At 61.2% G+C, this 20274-nt stretch carries 22 protein-coding genes; 8 read left to right on the forward strand and 14 right to left on the reverse strand.

Annotated features, from left to right (window positions below; all coding sequences use genetic code 11):
• Positions 1-317, reverse strand: a 317-nt coding sequence (locus BLT16_RS19005; RefSeq protein ID WP_281243323.1) for a contractile injection system protein, VgrG/Pvc8 family, incomplete at its 3' end; no start/stop codon positions are given.
• Between the two features lie 374 nt (positions 318-691).
• On the reverse strand, positions 692-1210 hold the full coding sequence (locus BLT16_RS19010) for an Hcp family type VI secretion system effector (protein WP_076748652.1): 519 nt from the start codon (positions 1208-1210) through the stop codon (positions 692-694).
• A gap of 623 nt (positions 1211-1833) precedes the next feature.
• Here BLT16_RS19010 and BLT16_RS21240 point away from each other — a divergent pair.
• Positions 1834-2082: a Shedu anti-phage system protein SduA domain-containing protein gene (locus tag BLT16_RS21240; RefSeq protein WP_422717944.1), complete on the forward strand. Its 249-nt coding sequence runs from the start codon at positions 1834-1836 to the stop codon at positions 2080-2082.
• Here the strand turns inward: BLT16_RS21240 and BLT16_RS20870 are convergent.
• From BLT16_RS20870 to BLT16_RS19040, 8 genes are all read right to left on the reverse strand, one after another.
• Positions 2041-2226 carry a hypothetical protein gene (locus BLT16_RS20870; protein ID WP_176817280.1) on the reverse strand — a complete coding sequence of 62 codons (186 nt, stop codon included), beginning with the start codon at positions 2224-2226 and terminating at the stop codon, positions 2041-2043. The genes BLT16_RS21240 and BLT16_RS20870 overlap by 42 nt on opposite strands.
• Before the next feature lie 53 nt (positions 2227-2279).
• Positions 2280-3266, reverse strand: coding sequence for a hypothetical protein (locus tag BLT16_RS20745; RefSeq protein WP_143025101.1), 987 nt, complete (start codon positions 3264-3266; stop codon positions 2280-2282).
• Between the two features lie 190 nt (positions 3267-3456).
• Positions 3457-4587 carry an SAVED domain-containing protein gene (locus tag BLT16_RS20750; protein ID WP_143025102.1) on the reverse strand — a complete coding sequence of 377 codons (1131 nt, stop codon included), beginning with the start codon at positions 4585-4587 and terminating at the stop codon, positions 3457-3459.
• Positions 4580-5095 (reverse strand): Mov34/MPN/PAD-1 family protein, encoded by a 516-nt coding sequence (locus BLT16_RS21245; RefSeq protein WP_089660474.1) that lies wholly within the window; start codon positions 5093-5095, stop codon positions 4580-4582. Before BLT16_RS21245 ends, BLT16_RS20750 begins: the two co-directional genes overlap by 8 nt.
• Positions 5080-6687 carry a ThiF family adenylyltransferase gene (locus tag BLT16_RS19025; protein WP_089660476.1) on the reverse strand — a complete coding sequence of 536 codons (1608 nt, stop codon included), beginning with the start codon at positions 6685-6687 and terminating at the stop codon, positions 5080-5082. The genes BLT16_RS21245 and BLT16_RS19025 overlap by 16 nt, the downstream gene beginning before the upstream one ends.
• Positions 6687-7697: a nucleotidyltransferase domain-containing protein gene (locus BLT16_RS19030; protein ID WP_089660478.1), complete on the reverse strand. Its 1011-nt coding sequence runs from the start codon at positions 7695-7697 to the stop codon at positions 6687-6689. Before BLT16_RS19030 ends, BLT16_RS19025 begins: the two co-directional genes overlap by 1 nt.
• A gap of 358 nt (positions 7698-8055) precedes the next feature.
• Positions 8056-9552 carry an anthranilate synthase component I gene (gene trpE, locus BLT16_RS19035; protein ID WP_176817285.1) on the reverse strand — a complete coding sequence of 499 codons (1497 nt, stop codon included), beginning with the start codon at positions 9550-9552 and terminating at the stop codon, positions 8056-8058.
• 228 nt (positions 9553-9780) lie between these two features.
• On the reverse strand, positions 9781-10446 hold the full coding sequence (locus tag BLT16_RS19040; protein ID WP_089660482.1) for a phosphoglycolate phosphatase: 666 nt from the start codon (positions 10444-10446) through the stop codon (positions 9781-9783).
• A 236-nt stretch (positions 10447-10682) separates the two neighbouring features.
• Between BLT16_RS19040 and BLT16_RS19045 the strand changes: the two genes are divergently transcribed.
• Complete coding sequence (locus BLT16_RS19045; protein WP_089660484.1) at positions 10683-11981, forward strand: NAD(P)/FAD-dependent oxidoreductase; 1299 nt, start codon at positions 10683-10685, stop codon at positions 11979-11981.
• A gap of 14 nt (positions 11982-11995) precedes the next feature.
• Here BLT16_RS19045 and BLT16_RS19050 read toward each other — a convergent pair whose 3' ends face one another.
• Positions 11996-12280 carry a GIY-YIG nuclease family protein gene (locus BLT16_RS19050; RefSeq protein WP_245701775.1) on the reverse strand — a complete coding sequence of 95 codons (285 nt, stop codon included), beginning with the start codon at positions 12278-12280 and terminating at the stop codon, positions 11996-11998.
• Positions 12273-12968, reverse strand: coding sequence for a ribulose-phosphate 3-epimerase (gene rpe, locus BLT16_RS19055; RefSeq protein WP_089660487.1), 696 nt, complete (start codon positions 12966-12968; stop codon positions 12273-12275). The genes BLT16_RS19050 and rpe overlap by 8 nt, the downstream gene beginning before the upstream one ends.
• 74 nt (positions 12969-13042) lie before the next feature.
• On the opposite strand from rpe, the gene BLT16_RS19060 reads away from it, so the two are divergent.
• From BLT16_RS19060 to BLT16_RS19085, 6 genes are all read left to right on the forward strand, one after another.
• Complete coding sequence (locus BLT16_RS19060) at positions 13043-14245, forward strand: MFS transporter (protein ID WP_089660489.1); 1203 nt, start codon at positions 13043-13045, stop codon at positions 14243-14245.
• A 112-nt stretch (positions 14246-14357) separates the two neighbouring features.
• Positions 14358-15380 (forward strand): thiosulfate ABC transporter substrate-binding protein CysP, encoded by a 1023-nt coding sequence (gene cysP / locus BLT16_RS19065; protein WP_089660491.1) that lies wholly within the window; start codon positions 14358-14360, stop codon positions 15378-15380.
• Positions 15377-16234 carry a sulfate ABC transporter permease subunit CysT gene (gene cysT, locus BLT16_RS19070; protein WP_089660493.1) on the forward strand — a complete coding sequence of 286 codons (858 nt, stop codon included), beginning with the start codon at positions 15377-15379 and terminating at the stop codon, positions 16232-16234. The genes cysP and cysT overlap by 4 nt, the downstream gene beginning before the upstream one ends.
• Complete coding sequence (gene cysW / locus BLT16_RS19075; RefSeq protein WP_089660495.1) at positions 16234-17055, forward strand: sulfate ABC transporter permease subunit CysW; 822 nt, start codon at positions 16234-16236, stop codon at positions 17053-17055. The genes cysT and cysW overlap by 1 nt, the downstream gene beginning before the upstream one ends.
• 1 nt (position 17056) lies before the next feature.
• On the forward strand, positions 17057-18148 hold the full coding sequence (locus BLT16_RS19080; protein ID WP_089660497.1) for a sulfate/molybdate ABC transporter ATP-binding protein: 1092 nt from the start codon (positions 17057-17059) through the stop codon (positions 18146-18148).
• A gap of 107 nt (positions 18149-18255) precedes the next feature.
• Positions 18256-18843, forward strand: a complete 588-nt coding sequence (locus BLT16_RS19085; RefSeq protein ID WP_089660499.1) for a YajG family lipoprotein — start codon at positions 18256-18258, stop codon at positions 18841-18843.
• Between the two features lie 77 nt (positions 18844-18920).
• Here BLT16_RS19085 and BLT16_RS19090 read toward each other — a convergent pair whose 3' ends face one another.
• Positions 18921-19568: a thiopurine S-methyltransferase gene (locus tag BLT16_RS19090; RefSeq protein WP_089660502.1), complete on the reverse strand. Its 648-nt coding sequence runs from the start codon at positions 19566-19568 to the stop codon at positions 18921-18923.
• A gap of 16 nt (positions 19569-19584) precedes the next feature.
• Entirely contained in the window at positions 19585-20208 is a 624-nt protein-coding gene (locus tag BLT16_RS19095; RefSeq protein ID WP_089660504.1) for a TIGR04211 family SH3 domain-containing protein, read from the reverse strand.
• Positions 20209-20274 lie beyond the last annotated feature (66 nt).

Below are 20274 nucleotides of genomic sequence, written 5' to 3' on the forward strand. Positions count from 1 at the left end.
CGCAGCGAGAGGCGCCACAGCGCGGGGCGGATCACCAGCGTGTAGAAGGTGCGGCGATGGCCGCGGTCGCCGCGGCTGAACTCGGCGGCGATGCCGTGCACGCGGCGCAGCGCTTCGCCGTCCTGCCAGAGGGTCAGGGTCAGCTCGCGGTCGAGGAAGGCCTCGGGGCTGAGGTCGGGGTCGCGGCTGGCGAACTCGACCGCGAGGCGGAACGGCGCCGAGAGCGACTCCTCGAGGGTGAAGTCGAGCACCGCCAGGTCGAGGGCGTCGTCGCTGGCCAGGGCCAGGGTGAACTGCAGTCCGGTGGCGTGGGCCATGGGTCGCTCCAGGCAAGTGATAAAGCAGCGCCACCCGGGAGGTTACTGCTCACCGGGCAGCGCGCAAGCGCTATGGCGTTACTGTGTTGAATCGCTGACACGAGATATGGGCAATCGCTTACATATGCTGATGCCAGGACTCTCTGCGAGCCCTGGCATCAGGTCTTGCACGAAAACGGCCTGCGCTCGGCCATGCGGCGTTAAAAAACGGCTCAAAATGCTCATTTACACCCACGTAAACTCCGCTTTTTTGCCGTTTTTTGCCTTGCCTGACCTTCGCTCGTCGAGTTTTCGAACAAAACCTGGCACATCGGCAAGGCATGGCGGGGCCCGGGTTGCGAGCCATCGGGTGAGCCCCGCCATGCCCTCGAGGCTTACGACTCGAGCGGGGCGCGCCAGTCGTCAGAGCCTGAGGTGCCGGCCACGGTGTGCTCCCAGTCGATCTTGCGGTAGGAGAGCGAGACGTCCATCAGCTGAGTGAACTCAGCGCTGTTGGCGTCCTGGGCGTGGGGCATGCGCAGGTTGATGTCGACGATGGTGGCATCGGTCAGGCTGGTGGTGAAGAAGTGCTCCTGCTTGCCTTCCACCGAGGTGCGGTACCACTTCAGCTCGACCTTGGGCAGCATCTCACCAGAGGCCAGGGCGTTGTACATCAGCGGCACGGCCTTGTTGAGGGCCACGGTGAAGATGAACGGCTTGTGGGCACGCTGGCCGGAAGGCTGGCCGGACTGCGGGTCGGTGGGCACGGTCACGACGTGCTTGAATTCCTGGACCAGCATCTCGTCTTCGTGGCCTTCGACGTAGATGTTGCCGACGGAGTCGGGGGTGAAGGCGCCAGCGGTGATGTTGCCCTGGGTCTGGCCTTCGATGCTGATATAACACGGTGTAGGCATGGGTCTGCTCCTGCTAAGTACTGTACAAATGGCTGCGCGGGTAAATCACTGCGTTGCGCGGTGCGCGAAATCCTCACCTAGTACCGCATAGGCTCCGGTTGACTCGCAGCCTTCGGCTTCTCGCCCCTTCGGGACCAGCCTACGGCTGTTTGTCGCTTCGCTCGGTTCTGTGCTCCGGGCGCCTTGTGCTTCACTCCGCTCGCCAATTTGTTCAGCACTTGATTGACGGAAAAGTTGGTGAAACGTCCGGCGGACGCTTCTTATAGGGCAGCCTTTATGCCAAAAAACTGATAATGAAGTATATTCAATGACTTATGATTCTTTACCGCGCTAAAGCTAAGAGTAGTTAGGCAAGATCTTGCCCGGGGCGAGCAAGATCTTGCCCAGCGGGCAAGAAATTGCCTAAATTCACTTAGACCAAGAAAGATTATGTTAATACGGACACCAAGGATATCTATGTCAATTGTGTCCAGTTAGGGTGTCAGAGCTGAGATCAGCTACTTCGGGTTGACTCATATGCTCACCATGTCAAATATGGAGCATTCTAGGGGTTGTGATGCTCATGGAGCTCGCCACAATTCGTTACAACGACACAGCGGTCTCGTGGACCGTGCTCAATCATGATGGTGGTACCGTCGACCCTCTGCGTGACTGGATCGTCCATCTTGAGGAAACCAACCTCGGCGGTCTCAAGTTCCAACTCCAAAGCCTCAGTTTTACTAGGTCGCGACAACGATTTTACTAGTGAGCAATTTTTTGACTTCGAAATAATTCGTCGGAAATATGCAAATATGCTCGATATCATGACCTATGAAGATCTACTCCGCAGGCTAGAAAACATCATCTTCATGATGAAAACTGAACGGCACTGATAGCAACTCGCCAAGGTTTGGATTGATATCCCCTGCAAGTGGATTCAATGCTTCCCAGGAATTCTCTTCGACCGGTTCAAAGGGAGTGTTAAACACAATAACTGTTCCACGTAAGCAGTCAAGAGGAGAGCATTCTCCACTCATTTCATCATCTCCTTATTTTAGATTTACAATTTTATCAAAGGCCATCGAGAATATTATAGCAGACGATGACGCTCAAGGCACGATTCCGTATCATCTTCTAAACTACAAGCAAGCTCTAAAACCTTGTCAGGTCTTTCTGTCGTCGCGTCAGTTAAGTGTGAGGCCGGATCAAGAACAGTGCAAGGGGCATCTCTATAATTATCAATAGCTTCAACAAACATATAAGAAGGGATGAATCTCAATATGTTGTTTCCGCCGCTGACAGTAATCCCTGCGAGCTTAATTCCTGAATCATTTTCGTATATTGAGTAAACCGGACCACCACTCATCCCATTCAATTGTTCATGACTAACTGGAGGGTCATAACTCATAAATAGGCACCCCTCTTCGTTATTATGGTACATACCTACCACATGGTCGATATTATGTTGAAAATGGACATGGTCCGATCCAGATTCTTCGTCATGAAGATACTCATTTTTATGCCTTGGGAAACCTGAGGCCACTAAGACTTGGCGATCAAAAAAACCATTTTTGCGCATAATAACTTCCTGATCATTAAGGTCTAGAAAGACTGATGGAAGATTACGCATAGCATACATAACAATATTGTCTGCAAACTCAATTAAGACAACATCACTAGCATCAATACTGGGATGTTCGTTAGAAGATATTGCTCCAATATCCCACATCCTTCTTGCCATAAAAAAGCTTCCAAGGACAATGTCTCCCGAATCCTCTCTCTGTATATTTGGTTGATGATGAGCTGGCACCCATATAGGAGATTCTGTGCGCCATTCTTCGGGGTAAATATGATTGGTGATATTGTGCTTCGCTGTCAAAAGGAAGTATCGATAATCCTTATAGACCAAGATTCCCGCACCGAATCCACTTATACCCTCCGCGTAATAGTACCCTCTCTCCTCTATCGTTTGCGTAGAGAAATTAAATACCATCCTCCTTGTTGATCTTGCTATATAGCTATCTATGGAATAGATGAACGCCTTCAATATCTGGTCTTCGGTTGCAGACTTAATCAATGCTCCCCCTAATCATCTCATAGCACTTTATGTTTGACTGATATTGTAGAGATAGGCCAAGATTCTTAACCAACACCCAGGATTTTTTTATCTAAAAGCACTCCCACTCTACCGTACCTTAGCCACTTTCTCTAATTTTATCATAACTGCTTACTGAGATAGCAGTCTCCGCTTGGGAAAATCTTGGGCATCACCATGAAAGAGCCGGCACAAAGTTTCCCTTCACAAAATCCCACATTTGAATCTGAGGAATGACCTTGGGTAGAACGCAACGGCCCATTTCGACGGCCAGTGATGCGGGCAAAGCAGGCAATACATGCAGTTTTGCAAGTCGACCGTAACGCTGATGAAGTTCGGCTTGAAAAGCTCGCCATGCCTTCACGAAATTATGTTGTACCTCTTCGCTGTCTACTAGCGATGTAGATGGAGTTGGCACCGTAAAGGTTGACAGTGACACTCCCGGTAGAGCCCGAGTGACATCCTCAGGCCTCACGACGCCAGATATGCTAAAAATAACGGCTAGCTCTTCTACTTTTCCCTCTGGAAATGTATAGGTGAAGGTTGGTGATGGTGTAGCGGGGTTGGTAGGCCAGTCCCATTTGTCCAGGGGCCCTCGCTGAGGTTGATGCACCGTAACTGGTACCCGGTCCCCAATAAGGGCGCCTATGTAAGATAAGGCCGGAATCTGCGCGATCGCGAATATGTCCAAGTGATGAGTTTCCCGATCCGCAACACGGCGCAGGAGCGTATTTATCGTGTCGTCGATATACTGCTTGACTGTCTGCCAATATAACGGGGCATCCTCGGTGCAAGGGATGTGATTGAGATCAATGACCTCTTCCGCATGTGAAGGAAAGCGGGTGTAGTCAGTCTTGCGTAGCACAGCAGCTCGGGCAGCGTTGGTGGGGATTGAGGTGAATGTCCGATTTACTCGACCAGTGACAATAAAGGGCACACTGCGTTTGACATTGGTCGCATCGTAGAGCCGCTGTACATGCTGCTCATGATCACGCTTCATACTCTGGAGTCGTGCCTCTGAATACTCTGCTTCTAGCTTTCTCTCATCAATGGTCTTATGACATCGCGCGCAGCATAAAATGAGATTTCCAGGGTCGCGCGCTAGCCCAGCCGAGCGCGCCTTGTCCCCACGCGGCCCCTGCTCACTATCTCCGATAATGTGGCAAAACTCGCCCAACACCACGCGCTGTCCTGTCAGAAAATTGTGGTCTATAGGCATATTGCAGCCACGAAATTCGCATCGGCCGCCTGAGAGCACCCAGAGGTCTCGCCTAACATCCGCAGGGATATGTGTTTTAGACATCGTTTAGCTCCCATGACCAACACCCCAAAAATTCAAGAGGTGTTCGCTGCAGCTGCGCCCAACAACCTACTGCTTCGGTGCCGACAATGACAAAAAGCAGCCCTCCACCGGGATAAACGTCCCTCCGCAAGGCACGCTCCCAATCCGACAGATCTACTGATGAAGGCGTTGGCACTGCTTCGGGATGAGTGTGCCAGAGTCCAAGATAGGCGCCAGTCTGCGCGGTGCTCCACCAATAGCTCTGCACCTCCCAGTGATGCCGCTCGGATCGAAAGAAACCGAAGCGGCTCCGCCTGTCTCCCCTGCCAGGCCTGGTTAGGGCCTCGACCAGGCCCGTACCATCTGCGCGGAGTAGTCTCCCCATCAAGGTGCCACCCGCTTCAGGGGTATCTACTGTGGTTTGCCGATAGCAATACAGTTGCTGAAGCACTTCCTCAGCCAGAACCAGCTGCCAGCCACTCTTCGTACTCAACAGCAGCCGTTGAGACGACTTCAGGAACTGCAACATGGGCAGTCTCGGTGGGCAATAGGTTCGTTTGGCGGAAGATTTCGGCAGCGTTCATGCCAGCGCGTGACACTCAGCCCCTCAGCGATTGCGGCGGCTGGATCGCCAGCCCAGCAGCGGTAACCAGTGGTGCCTGCCAATACCATTTTGCAGACGTGTAGTGCGGTTTCGGTGGCATGTAGCGCGGAATACGGCACGAAACGACCACCGCAGCCAGTTAGATTCCGGCTCACTTGCTGCCCGGGAATCAGGAAGGCCACGCGCATATCCGGCCGCGAACAGCCTACATCGGTGAACAGACATTCCAAGCAGCCAGATACGCCGGCCTTACTGGCTATTACATGTCCACCCAGGCCCAAAGGTTCCAGCCAACCGGAGACCAGTCGCTGGGACCAGCACTCGGCAAACGCCTGCTGAGTAATTTCTCGCTCCAGGGCCAGTTGGCCGGTTGTCAGGACAATAGTCTGGCATACTTGGCGTCGTGCAGGATCACACAGCCACTGTTCTGCTGTACCAGTGAAGGTGTGTACCAACAAACCAGGGTGCTTTATCTCAAGCTCATGCTTCAAAGCATAAACCTTGCGCTGGCCAACACTGTTACGCCCCAGTATGTGACGGTAAATATTGTCATAGCTGAAATAATCGAAGTCGATCAAGATCAGCTCATCAATCCCAGAAGTAGCCAGTTGCTCCGCAACTCGAGATCCCAAAGCTCCGCAGCCGATAATGGCGACACACTGTTTCACTTGGCTTACGCCAGTTCTGGCGAGAAGATAATCTCGCCAAGCACGTTGAACTCCAAAGGGATGTACCCGGGTCAGCTTCGCATGACTACCGCTGCGCACCGTCGTAAACATCACGCCGAATAGACTCTCGCCCTCAGTGCGGGCTTGTGCAAAGAGAAAAATGTGTGAGCCATGCTGCTTGCTAATATGTTGTGCAACCGGTCCAGCCTGATCGATCAGGTTTTGTAGCCAGCCATTTTGAAGCAGCTCACCGTTGGCGGGAGGCATGACCGCGGACGCAATGGGTAAAAAATGCACCTTGCGTCGCGGCGTCTTGGCGTCAATGCCTATACCTTGGTCCAGCGCTAAGATCCTTGCCCTCTTCGAGTGGATCTGTTGCACTTGAGCATAAAGCTGATTCTCCGCCACTGGTGCTGTAGCTAACGGCACCATGTAGCAATCAGGAATGGAGTGCCAATAGCCCTCGAATTCATCTAACAGGGCTTGAAAATCTCCAGCGTGCTTTTTTCGCAGGGAATCCTCCAGGACGGCAACTGCGCGTGCGACAGCAAACGCGACAACATTCTCCACGTTGGTCGGATCAAAACCTTCACCCTCATGATCCGAGTAACATATACAGCCGGTATAGCTGACATGTGCCAGCCCTTCCCCTTCCGCCGGCGCCGCAAGAAATATTGAGGGCAAAACAGTCAATGGTAACTCAAACGTTACCTTCAGGTGCCAAGCCACACTATCAGTCGCGACGAGCTCAAAAGAGTTTCTGCCCCTTTCTAGGTTGAGCGGAGCTGTCGCGTTGGCACCGATAGAAGCCAAGGCTGCGGTCAACGCTTGATCAATAGGTACATACATCACGCCGATGAGCCGGTTCCCACCACGGAGGCTTTGACCTTAGCGGCCCTCGCATCTTCGTCCTCGGGAATCGGAAAGTCAGTGCCAAAGAATTTGGTAAGTGTCTTGCAAGCGGCCGCCTCGGCTGGTTCAGCCTTAGCATCATTCAAGGCGTCGCGCAGCTCGATGAGCTTATTCTTGAGATCATCCATCTGCTTCTGGGTCATTTTCTCTAGGAGATCGCCATATGGCTCGACCGGTAACGACAGCTTGAGGCGAGTGACCAGTTCCCCTTCATGGATGCAGAACTGCCATTGGTTGATCATCGTATTCAACAATTGGAGGAGTGCCTCGAGATCGTCATACTCTTGAGTGATCCAGTCCTGATAGGGCCTGAACCAATGGTAGGCTGCGACTGTCAGGCTGATGCTGAGCACGCCTTTATGGCTGAACTTGTAGTCACGCCAGCGCTTCAGATAACGGATACCCCGTCGGAATTGAGCCCTGTTATCCTCTGTGTGCCGGTTCACAATGGCCTTGCAAAGGCCCTGCGGGTCAGACGCCTCCCAGAAGCAGTTTTCCGGCAAAGATGTTTCCTTGCCCTTCGCCAGATACAGATTATCTTGCTCATCCGGCACGTAGATCGCCATGTCAACGTGATACTGGACGTCCTCTCCCTTGATATAGCTGACCGTGACGCAGCTACGGCGGATATTGACAGTACGGCCTTGGTGGCTGAGGGCGTCCCGAACAATTTTCTTGAGCCCTACCGGCGCTTCCTCATCTGATGTGCTGTCAAAGACCACGCCAACGTCGATGTCGTAATCTCCGTCGAGCGGCAGGGTGCCGGTGCCCATGGCATAGCTGCCTTGATTGAAGGTCCGCAGGATATTGGGTGCGCCTTCCGGCAACTTATCCTTCAGATTTTGGAGAAGCGTGTCTCTCTTTGATCGTAACGTGTCATTTTCGTCTAGGTCGTCCAGCTTGATCGCCTTGTGAAACTCTAGGAAGTAGCGGTGTAGCTTGGCCATGTGCAGCTCCCTAACAATTGAAACACAATATATAGTGCCGGCAGCCCCCATAGGCACAATATAGAGTATGCCCAGAGTTTACACAAGGCAAATCTACTGGCTATACGTACACTATGCGCTGGACCACTTCTCAACTAGCCCTCCCTCACAGATAAGCAGCCCCCGGTCGTCCTTTACCACGTTGGACACGGATGGTGACGCAACTTATTGAAATAAAACTATATATACAGTAAGTGGTGTGCATATATGTTAAATGCTTTTCGTCAACGGCATGCAACATGACGCCGCACGCTGAGCCGAAATGACAAGGCCGAGGCGTGTGCCCCGGCCTTGAAATCAGCCTGCTGGGAGAGTGCCGCTACTCGAGGTTGTCGAGCCCGCGCTCGGCCATGGCCACGGCGCGGAACAGCGCGCGGCCCTTGTTGAGGGTCTCCTGCCACTCCATCTCGGGGACCGAGTCGGCAACCACGCCGGCGCCGGCCTGGACGTGCAGCTCGCCGTCCTTGATCACCGCGGTGCGGATGGCGATGGCGGTATCCATATTGCCGTGCCAGGAGAGGTAGCCCACCGCGCCGGAGTAGACGCCGCGCTTGACCGGCTCGAGTTCGTCGATGATCTCCATGGCGCGGATCTTGGGCGCGCCCGAGAGCGTGCCCGCCGGGAAGGTGGCGCGCAGCGCGTCCATCGCGGTGAGCCCCGGCTTCAGCTTTCCGGTGACGTTGGAGACGATGTGCATCACATGCGAGTAGCGCTCTACCGCCATCTGGTCGGTGACTACCACCGAGCCGGTCTCGCTGATGCGGCCGACGTCGTTGCGGCCCAGGTCGATCAGCATCAGGTGCTCGGCGATCTCCTTGGGGTCGGCCAGCAGGTCGGCTTCCAGGGCCTGGTCCTCCTCCTCGCTCTTGCCGCGCACCCGGGTGCCGGCAATCGGGCGCACGGTGACCTCGCCCTCCTCGAGGCGGGTGAGGATCTCCGGCGAGGAGCCCACCACGTGGTGGTCGTCGAGGTTGAAGAAGAACATATAGGGCGACGGGTTGAGGCTGCGTAGCGCGCGATAGAGGTCGAGCGGCGGTGCCTGATAGGGAATCGACATGCGCTGGGAGGGCACGCACTGCATCACGTCGCCGGCCAGCACGTAGCCCTTGATCTTGTCCACCGCAGCCTTGAAGCCCTCCTCGGTGAAGCCGGAGGTGAAGTGCCCCTCCTCCACCGCGCTGCGCCCGGTGCCGGGGCTAACGGTATTCAGGGTGGCACTGCGCAGCTGGATCTCGAGGCGCTCGAGGCGCGCCCGGGCGCGGGGATAGGCCTCGGCTTCAGCGGGGTCAGCATGGGTCCACAGCGTCAGACGCCCGGAGAGATTGTCGAACACCACCAGCTCGTCGCACACCATCAGCAGGATGTCGGGCACACCGAGCGGGTCGGGCTTGTTGGCGGCGGCCTCGCTGCGCAGCCGCGGCTCGACGTAGCGGATGGTGTCGTAGCCGAAGTAACCGACCAGGCCTCCGTCGAAGCGCGGCTGGTCGTCGAGGCGCGGTACCTTGAAGCGCGCCTGGAAGTCTTCGATCCAGGCCAGCGGGTCCTCGACCTGATGACGCTCCAGCTCCGCGCCCTCGGCGATGTGGCGCACCGTGAAGCCGCGCACCTCGATGCGCTCGCGGCACGGCAGGCCGATGATCGAGTAGCGGCCCCATTTCTCGCCACCCTGCACGGATTCCAGCAGGAAGGTCCAGGGCGCATTAGCCAGCTTCAGGTAGGTGGAAAGCGGTGTATCCAGGTCGGCGAGCACCTCGCGGGTCACCGGAATACGGTTGTAGCCGGCCTCGGCCAGCTCGTTGAAGCGCGCGGAAGTCATCATGCCCGGCGTGTCCTCACGGTCTTGTCATCAAACGCTGGGCCGGTGGTGCTGCGTGGCCCTGTCCTGTGGGTGGCGGAGAGTCGTCACCATCGCCAGCGCTTTACATCGCGCATCAGCGTATCGCCGCCGAGTGCGGCAACAGCGGGCTGAGTAAGGCGGTGGAATTGCAGCGTCATGGGCTGTCCGTGGGTCGAGATAAAGGCGTGATCTTGTTGATTCAAAACCCTAAACGAGTTCGGCAAGCGATTCAACCTGAGCATCCGGGCGGCTCGCGGCCACCGGCTCACCGTGATTATAGCCATAGGGCACCGCAAGCGTACGAAAGCCGGCACGGCGCCCCGCCTCAATGTCATGGCGCGAGTCACCGACCATCAGGCAGTCGCCGGGAGCAACGCCGAAGTGCGCGGCAAGGTGCAACAGCGGCGCCGGATCGGGCTTCTTCTGCGGCAGCGCATCGCCGCCCAGGCACAGCCCGAAGTGGTCGGCCAGGCCAAAGCCCTCGAGAATCGGCGCGATAAAGGCCTGCGGCTTGTTGGTGACCAGCCCCAGCGGCATGCCGGCGGCGTGCAGGCCGTCGAGAGCCTCGCGCACGCCGGGGTAGAGCCGCGTGCGGTCATTGGGCGCCAGCCCGTAGTGGTGCAGAAAGCGCGCGTGTACGGATGCCTGCCGCTCGGCGTCGGGCGCGTCGTTCAGCGCATCGGCCAGGGCCCGCTCGATCAGCTTGTGCGAGCCGTTGCCGACCCAGTCCCGCACGCGCGCTTCGCCGCGGGGGCTCAGGCCGTCATCGGCCAGGGCGGCATCCACCGCGGCAGCCAGGTCCGGCACCGAATCGACCAGGGTGCCGTCGAGATCGAAGGCCACCAGTTTCACCCCTTGTAACAGTGGATGCATGTTCTCTTTTCCTTTCAACAAGTTGCCGAATAGGCTGCGGCACAGATCCGCCTTATGCATGTAATATTACGAAAAAACATGGCCCAGATCAGCGATCGCCCATAGGAAAACGCTTCACACCGGCCTATGCTAGGCGCAGATATCGCCGTTACCGGGCAGCGTCCTCGCCCCGCGTGCCGTTGATCCGACCCAGGCGATGCATTTGCTCATCCTTTTCATCAATTCTGGAGTCTCTCATGCCTCTACCACGCATCGTGGTGGTCGGCGGCGGCGCAGGCGGACTCGAGCTGGTCACCCGGCTCGGACGCAAGCTCGGCAAGCGTAAGCGTGCCGAGATAGTGCTCGTCGACCGCAACCCCACCCACATCTGGAAACCCTTGCTCCACGAAGTTGCCACCGGGGTACTCGACTCGGGCCTCGACGAGGTCTCCTACCAGGGCCACTCCAAGACCCACGGCTATCAGTTCCAGCGCGGGACCCTGAGCGACCTGGACCGCGACGCTCAGACCCTGGCCCTGGCGCCGATTCTCGACGACGACGGTAGCGTGGTGCTGCCCTCGCGCAACCTGCACTACGACTATCTGGTGCTGGCGCTGGGCAGCGTGTCCAACGACTTCGGCACGCCCGGGGTCGCCGATCACTGCCACTTCCTCGACAGCCCCAAGCAGGCCGAGGCATTTCGCCACGACATGCTCAACACCTTCCTGCGCTACAGCGACCCGGAGCGCCGCCTGCACCCCAAACTGGCGGTGGGCATCGTAGGCGCCGGCGCCACCGGCGTGGAGCTCGCCGCCGAACTCTATGATGCCTCCAAGATGTTACATAGCTACGGCTTTACCAACATGGATAGCGGCCAGCTCGACGTGCATCTGATCGAAGCGGCGCCGAGCATCCTGCCGGCGCTGCCGGAGCGCATTACCAAAGCGGTTCACCGCGAGCTGGAGAAGCTGGGCGTCAATATCCACGTCGAGACCCGTGTCACCCAGGCCGACGGCGAGGGCTTCATCACCGCCGACGGCACACGCATCGAGACCGACCTGAGCGTATGGGCGGCGGGCATCAAGGCGCCGCCGTTCCTCTCCGAGTTGGGCCTGGCCACCGAGCGCAATCACCAGATCAAGGTCAACGCCGAGCTGCAGAGCGTCGACGATCCGCGCATCTTTGCCTTCGGCGACTGCGCCAGCTGCCCCCAGGAGGATGGCAAGCCGGTGCCGCCGCGGGCCCAGGCCGCCCACCAGCAGGCCTCACGGCTCTACCGCAACCTGCTGGCGACCCTCGACGACAAGCCGCTCAAGCCGTTCGTGTTCCGCGACCGCGGCTCGCTGATCTCACTGGCCCATTTCGATGCGGTGGGCAGCCTGATGCGCGGCGCCTCGGCGCGCAGCCTGTTCCTCGAGGGGCGCATCGCCAAGTTCTTCTACGCTTCACTCTATCGCATGCACCAGTTCGCGATTCACGGGGCGGTGAAGACCGGCATGACCATCGTCGTCGACGGCATCAACCGCTTCCTGAAGCCCAAAATGAAGCTCCACTGACACCAACGCCGGGGTCACTGGCTCCCGGCCTGGCTCGCCAGCCAGGCGCGCTTGGCCGGGGCCGCCAGGCGCTTGATCTCGCGCTCCAGCCGCAGCGCCTCGGTGTGGCTGCCCACCGCCTGCTGATGCACCAGCGTCAGCGGGCCCTTGCCGCGCAGCGCCCGGGCGCCGCGCTTGCCGCTGCAGTGCTCGGCGAAGCGCCGGCTAACATCGGTGGTAATGCCGGTATACAGCGCTCCAGCCGCGGTCTCGACCAGATAGAGGTGCCACACCGGCGCGTCTGAAACCGTTTCAGACACTGGCCAGCTCGTCGCGCAGCGCCTTGAGCACGCCGTCGTAGCGGTGCGGCTCATCGGCATTGCGCGCCTTGAAGATCGCCGAGCCGGCGACGAAGGTGTCAGCCCCGGCGCGGGCGATCTCGGCGATGTTGTCGACCTTTACCCCACCGTCGATCTCGAGGCGAATGTCGCGCCCCGAGGCGTCGATGCGCGCCCGCGCCTCGCGCAGCTTGTCGAGGGTGCCGGGAATGAACGACTGGCCGCCGAAGCCCGGGTTGACGCTCATCAGCAGGATCATATCGACCTTGTCCATCACGTAGTCGAGGTAGGAGAGCGGCGTGGCCGGGTTGAACACCAGCCCCGACTTGCAGCCACCGTCGCGAATCAGCTGCAGCGAGCGGTCGACATGCTCGGAGGCCTCGGGGTGAAAGGTGATATAGCTGGCCCCGGCGTCGATGAAGTCGCCGATCAGCCGGTCCACCGGCTTGACCATCAGGTGGGCGTCGATGGGCGCGGTAACGCCGTGCTTGCGCAGCGCCTCGCAGACCATCGGCCCGATGGTCAGGTTGGGCACGTAGTGGTTATCCATCACGTCGAAGTGGACGATGTCGGCCCCCGAGGCGAGCACGTCGTCGACCTCCTCGCCCAGGCGAGCGAAGTCGGCGGAGAGAATCGAAGGAGCGATCTTGAAGTCGCGGGGCGTGGCCATGGTGGCGCTTTCCTCTGGGTCGGGGTGATAGTCTGGGGCGACAAGTCTACCAAAAACCGCGACACGGAACCGTCATGCCCACGCTCATCCTGGCCATCGCCGAGCTGTTCGGCACCGCCCTGTGGTTTACCCCCAACGCGGTGCTCGCCGACCTGCAGGCGCTGTGGCGGCTCAGCGACGCCGACCTCGGCTGGCTGACCGGTGCGGTGCAGTGCGGCTTTCTGCTCGGCACTCTGCTGATCGGCCTGGGCGGGCTCGCCGACCGCCTCGACGCCAGCCGACTGTTCGCCGCCTGCTGCCTGCTCGGTGCGCTCTCCAACGCCCTGCTGCCGTGGGCCGGCGGACTGTGGGGCGCGGTGGGGCTGCGCGTGATCACCGGCATGTGCCTGGCCGGTATCTACCCGGTGGGCATGAAGCTGATGGTCGGCTGGACGCCGGGCAAGAGCGGCCTGGGACTGGCCTGGCTGGTCGGCATGCTGGTACTAGGCACTGCCCTGCCCCACGGCCTGCGCGGCCTGGGCGAACTCAGCGCCGGCATTCCCTGGCAGGGCGGCATCTGGGGCGCCTCGCTGCTGGCGGTGGCCGGCGGCGCCATGGTCTGGCGGCTCGGCGAGGCCCCGGCGGTGCGCCAGGCCAAGCAGCATGCCGGCGGGCCGGGGGCGCGACTCGCCGGGCTCGAGGCATTCTCCATCGACGGCTTCCGGCGCGCCGCCAGCGCCTACTTCGGCCACATGTGGGAGCTGTATACGCTGTGGGCACTGCTGCCCTTGATGCTGCTGGCCGCCGCCCCGGGGCTGGATACCGCCCGCCTGGCGCTACTGGCCTTCGCACTGATCGCCGTGGGCGGCCCGGCCTGCTGGCTGGGCGGCGCCCTGAGCCAGCGCTATGGCAGCCGCCGGGTGGCGCAGCTGGGCCTGGCTGGCTCGGCGCTGTGCTGCCTGGCCTATCCATGGGCTGGTCCTCTGCTGGCGCCAACGCTTGAAGGCGGCTCGCTGCTGCCGCTGGCGCTGTTCCTGGCACTATGGAGTGCGCTGGCGGTGATCGACTCGCCGCAGTTCTCGGCGCTCTCGGCGGCGGCCTGCCCAGCGCGCATCGTGGGTAGCGCGCTGACCCTGCAGAACGCCATCGGCTTCGCCATCTCGATGCTGTCGCTAATCGTGCTGATCCCGCTATGGCAGGCGCTGGGAGCGTGGCTGGCCTGGCTGCTGCTGCCGGGGCCACTGGTGGGGCTATGGTGCCTGCGCCACGCGTCGCTGCAGGCGAAACCGACTGAATAGCGCAGGTCGATTGGACATATTGCAAAATTGAATAACAAACAGGATTGTCATTCCTTAATCGTTGGTTTAGCCTTCGCTCCAATCACCACATTTCGTGTTGGAGCCAAATCATATGTCAGCTACTTCCCTGTTTCGCCGCGGCGCCCTCGGCGCCTCTCTGGCCGCCGCGCTCACCGCAGGCATGGTGACGCCCAGCGTGGCCGCCGAGCGCGAGCTGCTCAACTCCTCCTACGATATCGCCCGCGAGCTGTTCTCGGCGATCAACCCCGAGTTCATCGCCTGGTGGCAGGCGGAGCACGGCGAGGAGATCGACATCCAGCAGTCCCACGGCGGCTCGTCGGCCCAGGCCCGCGCCATCCTGCAGGGCCTGCGCGCCGACGTGGTGACCTACAACCAGGTCACCGATGTCCAGGCGCTGGCCGACGATGGTCTGGTCGCCGAGGACTGGCAGGATGCCTTCGACAACAACGCCTCGCCCTACTACTCCACCACCGCCTTCCTGGTGCGCAAGGACAACCCCAAGGGCATCGAGAGCTGGGACGACCTGGTCCGCGAAGACGTGGATATCGTGTTCCCCAACCCCAAGACCTCGGGTAACGGCCGCTATACCTACCTGGCCGCCTGGGGCTTCGCCGATGATCAGTTCGACGGCGACGAGGAGCAGATCCACGACTTCATGCGCACCTTCCTGGGTAACGTGTCGGTGTTCGACACCGGCGGCCGTGGCGCCACCACCAGCTTTATCGAGCGCGGCATCGGCGATGTGCTGATCAGCTTCGAGTCCGAGGTCAACAACATCCGCGGCGAGTACGGTAGCGACGATTATGAAGTGATCGTGCCGCCGGTCAGCATCCTGGCCGAGTTCCCGGTCGCGGTGGTTGGCCCCAACGCCGAGCGCAACGGCAACCTCGACCTGGCCGAGGCCTACATCGACTACCTCTACAGCGAAGACGCCCAGCGCCAGCTGGCTGGCTTCAACTACCGCGTCAACAATGAGGCGGTGGCCGAAGAGTTCTCCGACCAGTTCCCGGAAACCGAACTGCTACGCGTCGAAGACGTGTTTGGTAGCTGGGACGCGGCGATGGAGGATCACTTCGCCAACGGCGCCTTGCTGGATCAGCTGCAGCGCAGATGATTACGCTCGCTAACATCACCGGCAGCGCCCCCAAGCGGGTGCTGCCGGGTTTCGGTTTATCGCTGGGGATCAGCCTGACCTTCGTGTCGCTGATGCTACTGCTGCCCATGACCAGTCTGTTCGGGCAGCTGTCGGGCATCAGCCTAGCGGAGTACTGGCGGATCATCACTGACGGTCGAGTGGTGGCCAGCTATATCGTGACCATCGGTGCCGCGGCGGTGGCCGCGCTGGTCAACGCCGCCTTCGGGCTGCTGCTGGCCTGGGTGCTGGTGCGCTACGACTTTCCCGGCAAGCGCCTGCTCGACGCGCTGATGGACCTGCCCTTCGCGCTGCCCACGGCCGTGGCCGGCATCACCCTGGCCACGCTCTACTCGAGCAACGGCTGGATGGGCCGGCTGCTCGACCCGCTGGGCATCCAGGTCGCTTATACCTGGGTCGGCATCGCGCTGGCCATGGCCTTTACCAGTATTCCGTTCGTAGTGCGCACCGTTCAGCCGGTCCTTGAGGACCTGCCCAACGAGGTCGACGAGGCCGCGCTGACCCTGGGTGCCAGCGATGCCACGGCGTTTCGTCGGGTGATCCTGCCGCACCTATGGCCGGCGCTAGTGACCGGCACCGGCCTGGCCTTCGTGCGCTCGCTGGGTGAGTTCGGGGCAATCATCTTCATTGCCGGTAACGCGCCCTACGAGACCGAGATCACCGCGCTGATGATCTTCGTGCGCCTGCAGGAGTACGACTACGTCGGCGCCTCGGCCATCGCCTCGGTGGTGCTGGCCGTATCGCTGGCCCTGCTGCTGGCGATCAATATCTGGCAGGGGCGCTTTATCAAACGCCTGCATGGAGGACGCGGCTGATGCAACGGATCGGTGACGCGCCGCGGGTACGGCGCATCCTGGTGATCAGCGCCGTGCTGCTGGCGGCGCTGTTCCTGCTGCTGCCGCTGGTGGCGATCTTCGCCCAGGCGTTCGCCCAGGGCGTCGAGGTGTTCTGGCGCAACGTTAGCAACCACTACACCGTCCGCGCCATCGGCCTGACGCTGTTCATCACCGTGCTGACGATCCCGGTATGCCTGGTGTTCGGCGTGGCGCTGGCGTGGCTGGTGACCCGTTTCAGCTTCCCCGGCCGGCGGCTGCTGCAGACCCTGATCGACATCCCCTTTGCGGTGTCGCCGGTGGTGGCCGGTCTGGTCTATCTGCTGCTCTACGGCCGCAACGGCTGGATCGGTAACTGGCTCGACGGCTACGACATCCAGCTGATGTTCGCCTGGCCGGGTATTCTGATGGTGACCATCTTCGTGACCTGCCCGTTCGTGGCCCGCGAACTGATCCCGCTGATGCAGGCCCAGGGCTCACGGGACGAAGAGGCGGCGGTAACCCTCGGCGCCTCGGGTTGGACGCTGTTTCGCCGGGTCACGCTGCCCAATATTCGCTGGGCGCTGCTCTACGGGGTGATCCTTACCAACGCTCGTGCGGTGGGTGAGTTCGGTGCCGTGTCGGTGGTCTCCGGAGCCATCCGCGGCCAGACCAACACCCTGCCGCTGCACCTGGAGCAACTCTACCAGGACTACAACACCGTGGGCGCCTTTTCCAGCGCCGCGCTGTTGGCCCTGATCGCTTTGCTGACGCTGGCCGCCAAGGCCAGCCTCGAATGGCGCGCCGCGCGCCAGGAGGCTTGAGATGAGCATCCGTCTGACCAATATTGCCAAGACCTTCGGTCGCACCCAGGCGCTGGAGCCGATCAACCTCGACATCCACGATGGCGAGCTGGTCGGCCTGCTCGGCCCCTCGGGGTCGGGCAAGACCACCCTGTTGCGCATCATCGCCGGACTCGAGCAGGCCGATGCCAAGCCCGCCGGACGCATCCAGTTCGGCGAGCGCGACGTCACCCAGGTGCATGTGCGCGACCGTCGCATCGGCTTCGTGTTCCAGCACTATGCGCTGTTCCGGCACATGACGGTGTTCGACAACGTCGCCTTCGGCCTCACCGTGATGCCGCGCAAGGAGCGCCCCTCGAGCGGCGAGATCCGCGCCCGGGTGCACCGCCTACTGGAGATGGTCCAGCTCGAGGACTTCGCCAAGCGCTACCCGGCGCAGCTCTCCGGCGGCCAGCAGCAGCGCGTCTCGCTGGCCCGGGCCCTGGCGCTGCGCCCCGATGTGCTGCTGCTCGACGAGCCGTTCGGCGCGCTGGACGCCAAGGTGCGCCAGGAGCTACGCCGCTGGCTGCGCCATCTCCACGATGAGCTCAACTTCACCAGCGTGTTCGTCACTCACGACCAGGAAGAGGCGCTTGAGCTCTCCGACCGGGTGGTGGTGATGAGCAACGGCCGCATCGAGCAGATCGATACCCCCGAGGCGCTCTACCGCGCCCCGGCCAATCGCTTCGTGTTCGAGTTCCTCGGCGACGTCAATCGCCTCGAGGGCGACGTACGCGACGGCGTACTGACCTGCGGCGACGCCCGACTGGCGGTGAGCGAGCTCGACGACGGCCGCGAAGAGCTGCTGCTGCGCCCGCATGAGCTCAAGCTGGCCGATGCGCCCAGCGACGCCGCCCAGCTGCCGGTCACGGTAACCTCAATCTCGCCAATAGGCGCCGAAGTGCGGGTCGAGCTGGAGGCCGACTGGCTGCCGGCGCCGTGGCTGGCCACGGTGCGCCACGCCGACTTCGAGCGCCTGGCGATCAGCCGCGGCCAGCGATTGTATGCGATCCCGCGCCGCTGGCATCGCTTCGACGATGCAACCGCCAAGCCTCGCCAGGCGACGGCGGCCTGAGCCCTCGCCGATACGCCTTGAGCTATGCAACGGAACGTGCCAGCCAGGCGGTAGAGGCTTATACTCGTCGCACTGTCTTACGCCTGTCGATCACTCAGGAGTTTCGCATGCTGTCTCGCTGTGGATTACGTTCCCTGTTCGCCGCCGCCGCCCTGGTGCTTGCCGGCTGCACCAGTCCCCACTACCTGCAGGTCAACCCGCAGATCACCGCCGATATCCCCCAGACCGGCGGCGGCCAGGAGGTCACCGTCAACGTGGTCGACGAACGTGAGTCCGAGGTGCTCGGTACGCGCAGCGGCTCGGCCATGTCGGCCGCCGAAATCACTGTCCACTCCCACGACGTGGTGCCCAAGCTGCAGGAGCAGGCCGAGGCCGCGGTGCGCCGCATGGGCTTCTCGCCCACCACCCAGCCCAGCGACGGCCGCCCCTCGCTGACCCTGGCCCTGACGCGGCTCGATTACGCCCGCGGCGACGGCGTGCCGGTGCTCGGCGAAGCGGTACTGGAAGCAGTGTTCCGCGCCGAGGCGGTCAATCAGCGCAACACCTACACCGGTACCTATACCTCGCGCCGCACGCAGAGCTACGCGGTACGCCCGGACCAGGACACCAATACCCGAATGGTCAACGACCTGCTCAGCGACGGCCTGAACCGCACCTTCCGCGATCCCGAGTTGGGTCGGCTACTAAGCCGCTGAACGCCAACAGCCTCTGCCCGGCACGCACTGAGCCCCGCCAATGGCGGGGCTCAGTGGTTTAGACGCCAGCCAGGCGCTCAGGCCAGCGGGCCGCGCCGCTTGAGCGCCCAGACGCTCTCACGAAAGCCGTTTTCTTCAGGCTCGCCATCGGCCAGGTGAGTCAGCTCGAAGTTGGGCTCGAACAGCGCGCGCACCTCCTCGGCGGGAACGCTGTAGGGCGGCCCGCCGCTATCTCCTGGCGCCCGTGTCAGGCTGATCAGCAGCCCCCTGGCGCCCGGGGGAAGCAGCTGGGCGAGATGGAAGGCGTAGCGCTGGCGAGTCGCCTCAGGCAGCGCGATCAACGCCGCGCGATCGTAGAAGGCGCCAATCTCGGCGGCCTGCTGGATATGGAAGTGGAAGAAGTCGCCGCCCCACAGCTCGATGCTACCCTGACGGCAGATATCGAAGTCGCTCTGGCGGTAGCGCGATACCTCACCGCTCCCATCAGCCACGAACTGCTCGATGGCATCCGTGGCCAGCTCGATGCCCAGCACCGGATGGCCCTGCTCGGCCAGCCAGCGCATGTCGAGGCTCTTGCCGCACAGCGGCACCAACACCTTGGCCCCCGGGGGCGCGCCCAGCGACGGCCAGAAACGCACCAGCGCCGGGTGCACCGCGTCGCGGTGAAAACCGATCCGGCCCTCACGCCAGCGCGCCAACCACTCGTTCTCTTCGCTCTGCTGCATGCTCAGGCGTCCTTGATCAGAACCAGCGGTCGCGCTTCTTGCGCCGCCGCGGCAGGTGCGGAACGATCAGGCCGACCAGCAGGCCGGCGCCCGCCACGCCACCGCCATACATGAAGTAGCGCAGCAGCAGGTCCTCCTCCTGGGTATCCAGCCGCGCCTGCAGACCGCGCACCTGACGCAGGGCCTCATCGGCCTCGGCATCGAGTTCGCGGTTGCGCGTCTCGAGCTCGGCGATGCGCTGCTGGCGCTGCTCGAGGGTCTCGGTCATGGTCGCCACGCGAGACTCCCACTCGTCGTTGATCCCTTCGAGTTCGCTGGTCAGGCTGGCAACCTCGGCCTCCAGCTCAGGCAGTCGCACGCTGGCACTGGGCGAGTCCTGCAGCTCGTCACTGAGGACCCACACCGTATCGCCGTCGGCATTTTGAACCCGGGTATAGCTGCCGCTGGTTTCCAGCACCGAGACCGGCTCACCGGCGGTGAGGGTACCGACGATACGGTACCCGTCGGTGGGACCGCTCCTGACGAAGGTGGTCAGGCCGTCGGACACCCAGGCCTGGTTGTCGTCCGCTTCCTGGGCCTGTGCCGCGAGGGCCATGGCCCCCAGCGACACGCCCAACATCAATGTCTTGAATGTACGCATATGTCTGCCGTGTTCGTGGCTCGAGTCGGGCGAGTCGCGCCCATCCACGCTAGTGGCGCCGCCCCC

The sequence above is a fragment of the Franzmannia pantelleriensis genome, assembly GCF_900102875.1.
Lineage (GTDB): Bacteria > Pseudomonadota > Gammaproteobacteria > Pseudomonadales > Halomonadaceae > Franzmannia > Franzmannia pantelleriensis.

Bases quoted from the DNA above. Each gene is read 5' to 3' on its own strand.
- BLT16_RS19040 (WP_089660482.1), bottom strand. From the start codon at position 10,446: ATGCATCCACTGTTACAAGGGGTGAAACTGGTGGCCTTCGATCTCGAC.
- BLT16_RS19090 (WP_089660502.1), bottom strand. From the start codon at position 19,568: ATGCAGCAGAGCGAAGAGAACGAGTGGTTGGCGCGCTGGCGTGAGGGC.
- BLT16_RS19060 (WP_089660489.1), top strand. From the start codon at position 13,043: ATGCCCACGCTCATCCTGGCCATCGCCGAGCTGTTCGGCACCGCCCTG.
- BLT16_RS21245 (WP_089660474.1), bottom strand. From the start codon at position 5,095: ATGTTGCAGTTCCTGAAGTCGTCTCAACGGCTGCTGTTGAGTACGAAG.
- BLT16_RS20750 (WP_143025102.1), bottom strand. From the start codon at position 4,587: ATGTCTAAAACACATATCCCTGCGGATGTTAGGCGAGACCTCTGGGTG.
- BLT16_RS19045 (WP_089660484.1), top strand. From the start codon at position 10,683: ATGCCTCTACCACGCATCGTGGTGGTCGGCGGCGGCGCAGGCGGACTC.
- rpe (WP_089660487.1), bottom strand. From the start codon at position 12,968: ATGGCCACGCCCCGCGACTTCAAGATCGCTCCTTCGATTCTCTCCGCC.
- BLT16_RS21240 (WP_422717944.1), top strand. From the start codon at position 1,834: ATGGTGGTACCGTCGACCCTCTGCGTGACTGGATCGTCCATCTTGAGG.
- BLT16_RS19010 (WP_076748652.1), bottom strand. From the start codon at position 1,210: ATGCCTACACCGTGTTATATCAGCATCGAAGGCCAGACCCAGGGCAAC.
- cysW (WP_089660495.1), top strand. From the start codon at position 16,234: ATGCAACGGATCGGTGACGCGCCGCGGGTACGGCGCATCCTGGTGATC.
- cysP (WP_089660491.1), top strand. From the start codon at position 14,358: ATGTCAGCTACTTCCCTGTTTCGCCGCGGCGCCCTCGGCGCCTCTCTG.
- BLT16_RS19080 (WP_089660497.1), top strand. From the start codon at position 17,057: ATGAGCATCCGTCTGACCAATATTGCCAAGACCTTCGGTCGCACCCAG.
- cysT (WP_089660493.1), top strand. From the start codon at position 15,377: ATGATTACGCTCGCTAACATCACCGGCAGCGCCCCCAAGCGGGTGCTG.
- BLT16_RS19085 (WP_089660499.1), top strand. From the start codon at position 18,256: ATGCTGTCTCGCTGTGGATTACGTTCCCTGTTCGCCGCCGCCGCCCTG.
- BLT16_RS20870 (WP_176817280.1), bottom strand. From the start codon at position 2,226: ATGAGTGGAGAATGCTCTCCTCTTGACTGCTTACGTGGAACAGTTATT.
- BLT16_RS19025 (WP_089660476.1), bottom strand. From the start codon at position 6,687: ATGTATGTACCTATTGATCAAGCGTTGACCGCAGCCTTGGCTTCTATC.
- BLT16_RS19030 (WP_089660478.1), bottom strand. From the start codon at position 7,697: ATGGCCAAGCTACACCGCTACTTCCTAGAGTTTCACAAGGCGATCAAG.
- BLT16_RS19095 (WP_089660504.1), bottom strand. From the start codon at position 20,208: ATGCGTACATTCAAGACATTGATGTTGGGCGTGTCGCTGGGGGCCATG.
- trpE (WP_176817285.1), bottom strand. From the start codon at position 9,552: ATGACTTCCGCGCGCTTCAACGAGCTGGCCGAGGCCGGCTACAACCGT.